Genomic DNA, 7,098 nt, shown 5'->3' on the forward strand with positions numbered 1-7,098 from the left:
CATCCCCGCCGGCGCCACCGGCCCGGCAGGTCCGGCAGGCCCCGCGGGCGCCGCAGGGGCGAGGGGCGCGACCGGTGCGACCGGCCCCGCCGGCACGGCCGGAGCCGCGGGCGTGGGCGTGAAGTCCATCGCCCTGGCCACGGACGCGTCCGGCAAGGTCACCGGCGGCACGCTCACCAAGACCGACAACACGACCGCGGCCATCACCGTGACCACGGCCGCCGCGGCCGGAGACCAAGCCGCCGACCAGCCGAGCGCGCTCGGCTGACCTAAGGAGGAGCCGTCATGGAACCGCTCGCCACCCTGGAGGACCTCGACGCGTACAAGGTCGACTACTCCGCGGTCGGAGCCGACATGGCCGGACGGTTGCTCTCCTCGGTGTCCGCCGCGATACGCGACGCCGCCGGCGGGCCCATCAGCCGGTGCGACGTGACCGTGACCATCCCCAGCGAGGCGTCCCGCAAACTCGACCTGCCCTGCCGTCCCGTGAACCGGGTGACCCACGTGCTCGTGGACGGCGAGGAGACCGACGACTGGACGCTGCTCGGCTCCAGCCTCTACCGGGACGTCATGTGGGGGCCTCCGAACGGCATCCCCCTGCCCGTCACCGTGACCATGAGCATCGGCCAAGACCCGGTGCCCGAGGACATCGTGCGTCTCGCCTGCTCCATGGTCGCCGCCGGCCTCCACCAGCAGGCGGAAGGCGGCCCCGGCGCGAACGTCGGCAAGGCGTACGAACGCGTCGACGACTTCCAGATCGGATACCAGCAGGGAACCGCCACGGTCATCGACGCGACCGAGCTGCCGGAGGCCACGAAACGCAGCCTCCGCGCACGCTTCGGCATCCGGGGAATCAGCGTGGGGGTGTTCAAATGAGCGTGGGCACGCTGCTGGCGCGAGGCCGGCGCATGGCCGAATCCCTCATGACGGACACGTTCCGCGTCGTCCGTCACACGGGGCGGACCGTCACGGACCCGGACACCGGACTGACCACGCCGGCCACGCTGACCGTCTACGAAGGCAACGGCAAACTGCAGACGTCCGGCGGCGTCGCCTCGGACAAGGTGAGCGCCACGGGCGAGACCTCGAACGTGGGCGGCAACGTCGCGGAATGGGGCCTGTACCTGCACGTGCCCATCGCGGTCGCGAATCTCAGGGAGAAGGACGTGGCCGAATGCGTCTCGTCCTCCGACCCGATGCTCGTGGGCCGTCGCTACCGGCTCGTGAACCTGCAGTCCGAGAAGACGCACGCGACGGCGAGACGCTGGAACGTGCGCGAGATCCCGGAAGGAGCGTGAGCATGGGCGTGATCGGCATCGACGCGTCGCAGGTCACCGCGTTCGCGGCGCGCCTGTCCAAGGCCGTGGGCCGCAACCACGTGCTCGTCGCGGCGGCCGTCAAGCGCGGCGCGCAGAACATCAAGACCGCGGTGCAGGCGGACGTGCGCGGCTCGTCGAACCGCGGCATCTCCCGCATCCCCATCGCCTACGAGATGAAGGAGGCGGGCACCACCGTGGAGGCGGACATCGCGCCCGTCTCCGGCGGCGCGGGCTCGCTCGCCAACATCGCGTTCTTCGGCACCGCGAAAGGCGGCGGCACCCACCGGTTCTACGAGCACGGGGAGGCCGAATTGGAGACCACCGCCAGATACGTGAAGGAGGCGGCGTCGAGCCTATGAACTCCCGAAGCGTGAAGACCCTCGTCCGAGGCATGCTCCCCGACATGCCCCACTGGCGCGTGTACGAGGACGTGGCCACCGGACCCAGCCCGCCGTGGATCGTCTGGCGCGTGCGCGAGACGTCCCGTCTCCTGGGCGAAGCCGTGAACGTCACCGGCCACGTCTGGGAGCTCGACGTGCGCGTCGTCGCCGCGTTCGCCTCCGACGTGGACGCGGCATGCGAGACCATCATGGACGCGCTCGACGGCCGCATGCCGGCCGGCATGGGCGCGCTCGTGCCCGACAAGGACTCCGGCGTCTACGCGAGCGAACTCACCAGCCCCGACACCGGGCAGGCGTTCGTCATGCGCGTCGTCACATGGCGCTTCGGCGCCTGACCCGCAAGCACACATCAATCATCACCGTCCCGCGCCCCGCGGGACCGCATACAGCAAAGGACACCATCATGCCGAACAACGTGACCGCGCACCTCGAGGACGGGCGCGTCAAGACCGTATTCGTCAAGACCGTCGCGGACGTGACCGCCCCGACCGTCGCCGAACTCACCGCCGACCCGCTCGACCTGAGCTACTGGCTCACCTCCGACGGCTGGAAGCTCGACCACAGCCAGGACATGATCGACGACGACCGCGAGGGCGCCGCGGCCGTCGGCCAGATCCCCGGCCAGGAGAAATACGAGAACGGCACCCTCCAGGTCATCGACAACGTCAACATCAAGGACGGCGCGGGCAAGGCATCCAACGACGCCGTCGAACAGCTCACCGCCGGCACGCAGGGCTACATCGTGCGCCGTCGAGGCCTGCCCACCGACGACCCGTTCGACGCCGGCCAGACCGTCAGCGTGTTCAAGGTGACCATCGGCATCAAGACCCCCGTCGCCCACGCCGCCAACCAGCGCCAGATGTCGACCATCAGCTTCTCCGCCGACCCCGGCTCGCAGGACGAGACCGCCGTCATCGCCCCAAAAGCGTGACGCCCACGCCGACCCTCGGCGTGCTGACGGTGACGGCCGCCGCGCGTAGCGGAGGCCAGACCGTCACCGTCACGCCCGACGTCGGCGCGGGCCTGCAGCGCCGGATCATGATCACCGACGCGGACAAGACGCCCACGGTCGCCTACGACACCGTATGCGACCTCAAGTCCGGATGGACGGCGTTCCCCGCGGACGGCGCCGTATCCGGCACGGAAGCACAGGTCGCCACCGTCGTGGACTGCACCACCAGCGGCGCGAACGCACGCCTCCTCGGCAAGGGGACGCTCCCCGCCCCTTTAGCGTGACCGGATCGAGGAACCTGCTCGCCTACGGTCCGGCCGAGAACGCGAATGGACTGACATGCAGCGTTGCCGACGATTCCGGCTTGCACATGGAAGGCACGCTCACGGCAGGCAAAGGCGTCGTCTGGGAGATCGGCACGATTCCCCCAAACGAATACCGGATACGTCCCATGGGCGACGACGCAAGCCTGTACTCCGGCACAGGCGTGTACATCGCCGTCATCGACATGGACACAGGCAAGCGCCTCCAATACTGGGATGAGGGCAAGGGCGAAAACCAACTGCTCCTCCTGTCCCAGCCGACCCGCTGCGGGTTCACGGTCATCGGCAAAATCAACAGCACGGGGCGGTCGTTCGATGCGACACTGCATCCCATGCTCGCATTGCACGCGAAGTGGCCCGAAACGTGGGAGCCTCCCGCCGCCCTGACCGTTCAGGGGGGGAATTGGCCTTTGAGCCCGTGAACCTTCTCACCAACCCCGGTTTCGAGGCCGGAACCGCCACGCCATGGGCGGGCGCGAACGTGGTGGGCGCATCGGACGCAGCCTGGATCGCGCCCGTCGAGGGCAAGTGGATGGCACAGGTGAACGGCTCGATGGCCCAAACCATCACCCTGCCCGACGCCGCGACGCTGACGCTCTCCTACATGGCCAACTCGTACGACACGACACGTTCCACATCGCTCGCCATGCTGTTCGACAAAGGCGACGCGTGGACACAGCTCGTCCCCGGAGACGCGGGCGCCAAATGGACGCGCCACACCATCTCCATCCCCATCCCCGATGAGGCCACAACCGCCACCCTCCGCATCACCGTCAACGGAGGACCTATCCGCTACGACGACTTCCTCCTCGCAGCAGAACCATAACCCACCACACACGTCCCGCACGCGCGCTTCCCCTCCTTCCACGCGTGCGGGACCCCACCCCCGAAGGAGAACCGAAAGAGACCCCGCATGACCATCCCCACCATCACCCGCCCCACCACGGACGTGGACATCGTCACCGACCTCGACGCACTACGCGACACCATCGAACTGACCAACCACTACAACGAAATCGTCGACGCCACCGACGGCACCACCGAAGCCGAAGCCTCCCACCACCGCAGGGAACTCGACCACACCCGCAGCAAGCTCGCCGACCTCGCCGCGAAAGTCGAAGCCAGCACCATCACCCTCACCCTCCAAGGCCTCCCCTCCAACCAATGGAACCAGACCGTAGCCCGCTGCACCACCACACAGGGCGGCCGCACCACCAAGGACCTCAACAAACTCGCCACCCTCGCGCTCGCCGCCATGACCACCGGCATGCGCGGCCACGACGGTGAAGCCATCCCCGTCACCGCCGACGAGCTCGCAGGTCTCGCCGGCAATCTCGCCGACTCGCAGATCCTCCAGCTGCTCGAGACCATCCAGGCGCTGAATGTGCCGGCGACGAGCCTCCCAAAAGAGACGCTGACCCTGCTGCGGTCGGAGAACTAGCCGTCGCGTTGGAGACCATGCCGGGACTCGTCGCGCGCCTCAAATGCGCGCGGAGCCTCGGCATGAGCCTCAAACGGTTCGACGGATGGGAGCCCACGGACGACGACCCCACGGAATGGGATGAGACGGAACGCACGTGGATGCTCGCCCTGCAAGCGTACGAGGACGGCCTGTGCCCGGTATGCGGCATGCCCACTCGCGTCTGCCACGACCAGGACGAGACCGAACGCCGCTGGGCGGGCGCCGACGTGGAGATCTGCAACGTCGCCTACCTGCGCAACAAGGCCTTGCGCTCCTACCGGGACAGCGGCGCCCCGGACCCGGACGCGGACGGCGCGATCACCACCCGCCTCACCCCCACCAGACCCATCACGCAAGACTGACGGAGGTGCCCGGCCATGGCCGGATTGAACGAGAACATCATGATCCGGCTCATGGCCGACACGTCGAACTACACGACGAAGATGCAGGCCGCGTCCGCCCAGGCGACCAAGCTCTCCACCGCGTTGGAGAAGCCCATGACCACCAGCGAACGCGTCGGCGCCGGCTTCACCAAGGCCGGGCTCGTCATCGGCGCCGTGTCCGCCGCGATCGGCGTGCCGCCGTCACCACGTTCGCCCAGTTCGACGCCGCCATGAGCACCGTGCAGGCCAACACAGGGGCGTCCGCGGGCGAGATGGACAAGCTGCGGCAGGCGGCCATCGACGCGGGCGCCAACACCGTGTACTCCGCGTCCGAGGCGGCGGACGCGATCAACGAGCTCGGCAAGGCCGGCATGTCGACCTCGGACATCCTCTCCGGCGGACTCTCCGGCGCGTTGAACCTCGCCGCATCCGACGGCATGCAGGTCAGCGAGGCCGCGGAACTCATGTCCAGCGCCATGACCCAGTTCAACCTCGCCGGCAAGGACGCGGGCGCCGTCGCCGACGCGCTGGCCGCCGGCGCCGGCAAGGCGCAGGGCTCGGCCCGCGACCTCGGCTATGCGCTCCAGCAGTCCGGCATGGTCGCCAACAGCTTCGGCATCGGCATGCAGGAGACCGTGGGCACGCTCACCGCGTTCGCGAACGCCGGCATGGTCGGCTCCGACGCCGGCACCAGCCTCAAGACCATGCTCCTCAGCCTCGCCAACCCGAGCGAGAAGGCCAAGAACCTCATGCAGGAGCTCGGCATCAACGCGTACGACGCGCAGGGCAACTTCGTCGGCCTCGCCAACCTCGCCGGCCAGCTCCAATCGAAGATGGGCGGCCTCACGCAGGAGCAGCGCAACCAGGCATTGGCCACGATCTTCGGCTCCGACGCGATCCGCGCCGCCAACGTCCTCTACAAGGAAGGGGCGAGCGGAGTCCAGAAATGGACCAAGGAGGTCAGCCAATCCGGCTTCGCGGCCGAACAGGCCGCAGCCAAGAACGACAACCTCAAAGGCGACATCGAGAACCTGACCGGCAGCCTCGAATCGATGCTCATCACCATCGGCAGCGGCGCGAACGGCCCCCTGCGCACGCTCGTGCAGGGCGTGGACAGCGCCGTGGACGCGTTCAGCGGCCTGCCCGCACCCGTCCAGCAGGGCGTCGTCGTGCTCGGCGCGGCCGGAGGCGCGGTCGCCGCACTCCACAAGCAGTTCGGCCCGCTGGGAGAATCCAGCAGCAAGGCCGCCCAACAGCTCGGCCTCCTCGTCGACCCCGTGCAGCGATTCCAAGCCGCCGCACCCCTGTTCTCCCAGGCCGCCACGCAGATCGGCGCCGCGTTCTCCAACCCGACCCGCCAGCTGGAGGTGTTCGGCAGCACCGTCAGCCGCACCCAAGGCGTCGCCCAGGGACTCTCCACCGCGGGACAGGGACTGCTCGGCGCGTTCGGAGGCCCCTGGGGCGCCGCGTTGACCGCCGCCGGCGTGGCGGTCGGATACTTCGCCACCAAGGCGGCCGCCGCCAAACAGGAGGCGGAGAACCTTGCCACGGCCATGGAATCCGGCACCGACGCGGCCACAGCCCTGTCCACGGCTATCATCAAGGGCGATTGGGGCGGCGACCTCGGCTTCATGAACTCGTCCAAGGACGTGAAGAACCTCAACGACGCGTTGAAGGACTGCGGCATCAGCGCCGCCACATTCAGCCAGGCCGCAGCCGGAAACAAGCAGGCGCTCAAGGAGGTCAACCAGGCGCTCAAGGAGCACGAGGAGGCCAACAACACCTACGTGCACGGCATGAACGTCGGCAAAGCCCAATCCGACCTCATCCGCGACAGCCTCAAGGAGGCATCCGCCCAGATCGGCGACAACAACCAGAAGACCAAGGAACTCGCCGACGCCAACGCCCAACTCGGCAACTCCGGCAGCACCGCCGCCGACGGCGTGAACGAGATCGCCGACGCGTCCAATCAGGCGGCGGACGCGGCCAGCATCCTCGCCGGCAACTTCAACGCGACCACCGACGGCATCAACGAGCAGGCCGCCGCGTTGGGCGAGGTCACCAGCGCCCTGTCCACCTACTACGGGTTCTCCACGAGCGCGTCCGACGCGCTGATCTCCATGCACGACTCATTCGACAAGGCCACCAAGGCCGCGCAGGAGAACGGACAGACACTCGACCTCAACACCGAGGCCGGCCGCAACAACCAGTCGGCGTTGAACGACATCGCCGACAGCGCGATGAAGGCCGCCGAAGCA

At 68.4% G+C, this 7,098-nt stretch carries 12 protein-coding genes and 1 pseudogene; all 13 read left to right on the forward strand.

Going from position 1 to position 7,098, the window contains the following annotated elements; translation table 11 throughout:
• Window positions 1-268, forward strand: a pseudogene (locus Uis4E_RS12105) (hypothetical protein); the annotation flags it as partial.
• A gap of 17 nt (window positions 269-285) precedes the next feature.
• A complete protein-coding gene (locus Uis4E_RS11400) occupies window positions 286-876 on the forward strand; it encodes a hypothetical protein (RefSeq protein ID WP_101623272.1) in 591 nt (196 codons plus the stop codon).
• Window positions 873-1,298 carry a DUF6093 family protein gene (locus Uis4E_RS11405; protein ID WP_101623273.1) on the forward strand — a complete coding sequence of 142 codons (426 nt, stop codon included), beginning with the start codon at window positions 873-875 and terminating at the stop codon, window positions 1,296-1,298. The genes Uis4E_RS11400 and Uis4E_RS11405 overlap by 4 nt, the downstream gene beginning before the upstream one ends.
• 2 nt (window positions 1,299-1,300) lie before the next feature.
• Window positions 1,301-1,678 (forward strand): hypothetical protein, encoded by a 378-nt coding sequence (locus Uis4E_RS11410; protein ID WP_243394569.1) that lies wholly within the window; start codon window positions 1,301-1,303, stop codon window positions 1,676-1,678.
• A complete protein-coding gene (gene gp17 / locus Uis4E_RS11415) occupies window positions 1,675-2,055 on the forward strand; it encodes a tail completion protein gp17 (protein WP_101623274.1) in 381 nt (126 codons plus the stop codon). Before Uis4E_RS11410 ends, gp17 begins: the two co-directional genes overlap by 4 nt.
• Before the next feature lie 68 nt (window positions 2,056-2,123).
• On the forward strand, window positions 2,124-2,651 hold the full coding sequence (locus Uis4E_RS11420) for a phage tail tube protein (protein ID WP_101623275.1): 528 nt from the start codon (window positions 2,124-2,126) through the stop codon (window positions 2,649-2,651).
• Complete coding sequence (locus Uis4E_RS11425) at window positions 2,648-2,956, forward strand: hypothetical protein (RefSeq protein ID WP_243394571.1); 309 nt, start codon at window positions 2,648-2,650, stop codon at window positions 2,954-2,956. Before Uis4E_RS11420 ends, Uis4E_RS11425 begins: the two co-directional genes overlap by 4 nt.
• Window positions 2,953-3,417, forward strand: a complete 465-nt coding sequence (locus Uis4E_RS11430; protein ID WP_101623276.1) for a hypothetical protein — start codon at window positions 2,953-2,955, stop codon at window positions 3,415-3,417. The genes Uis4E_RS11425 and Uis4E_RS11430 overlap by 4 nt, the downstream gene beginning before the upstream one ends.
• Complete coding sequence (locus Uis4E_RS11435) at window positions 3,414-3,821, forward strand: hypothetical protein (RefSeq protein ID WP_101623277.1); 408 nt, start codon at window positions 3,414-3,416, stop codon at window positions 3,819-3,821. Before Uis4E_RS11430 ends, Uis4E_RS11435 begins: the two co-directional genes overlap by 4 nt.
• A gap of 87 nt (window positions 3,822-3,908) precedes the next feature.
• On the forward strand, window positions 3,909-4,436 hold the full coding sequence (locus Uis4E_RS11440) for a hypothetical protein (RefSeq protein WP_101623278.1): 528 nt from the start codon (window positions 3,909-3,911) through the stop codon (window positions 4,434-4,436).
• A 17-nt stretch (window positions 4,437-4,453) separates the two neighbouring features.
• Window positions 4,454-4,819, forward strand: coding sequence for a hypothetical protein (locus Uis4E_RS12030; RefSeq protein ID WP_101623279.1), 366 nt, complete (start codon window positions 4,454-4,456; stop codon window positions 4,817-4,819).
• Window positions 4,820-4,834: 15 nt separating this feature from the next.
• Window positions 4,835-5,074: a hypothetical protein gene (locus Uis4E_RS12035; protein WP_101623280.1), complete on the forward strand. Its 240-nt coding sequence runs from the start codon at window positions 4,835-4,837 to the stop codon at window positions 5,072-5,074.
• Window positions 5,071-7,098, forward strand: a 2,028-nt coding sequence (locus tag Uis4E_RS11455; RefSeq protein WP_101623281.1) for a phage tail tape measure protein, incomplete at its 3' end; no start/stop codon positions are given. The genes Uis4E_RS12035 and Uis4E_RS11455, both read left to right, overlap by 4 nt.

Source organism: Bifidobacterium parmae (assembly GCF_002860365.1).
Lineage (GTDB): Bacteria > Actinomycetota > Actinomycetes > Actinomycetales > Bifidobacteriaceae > Bifidobacterium > Bifidobacterium parmae.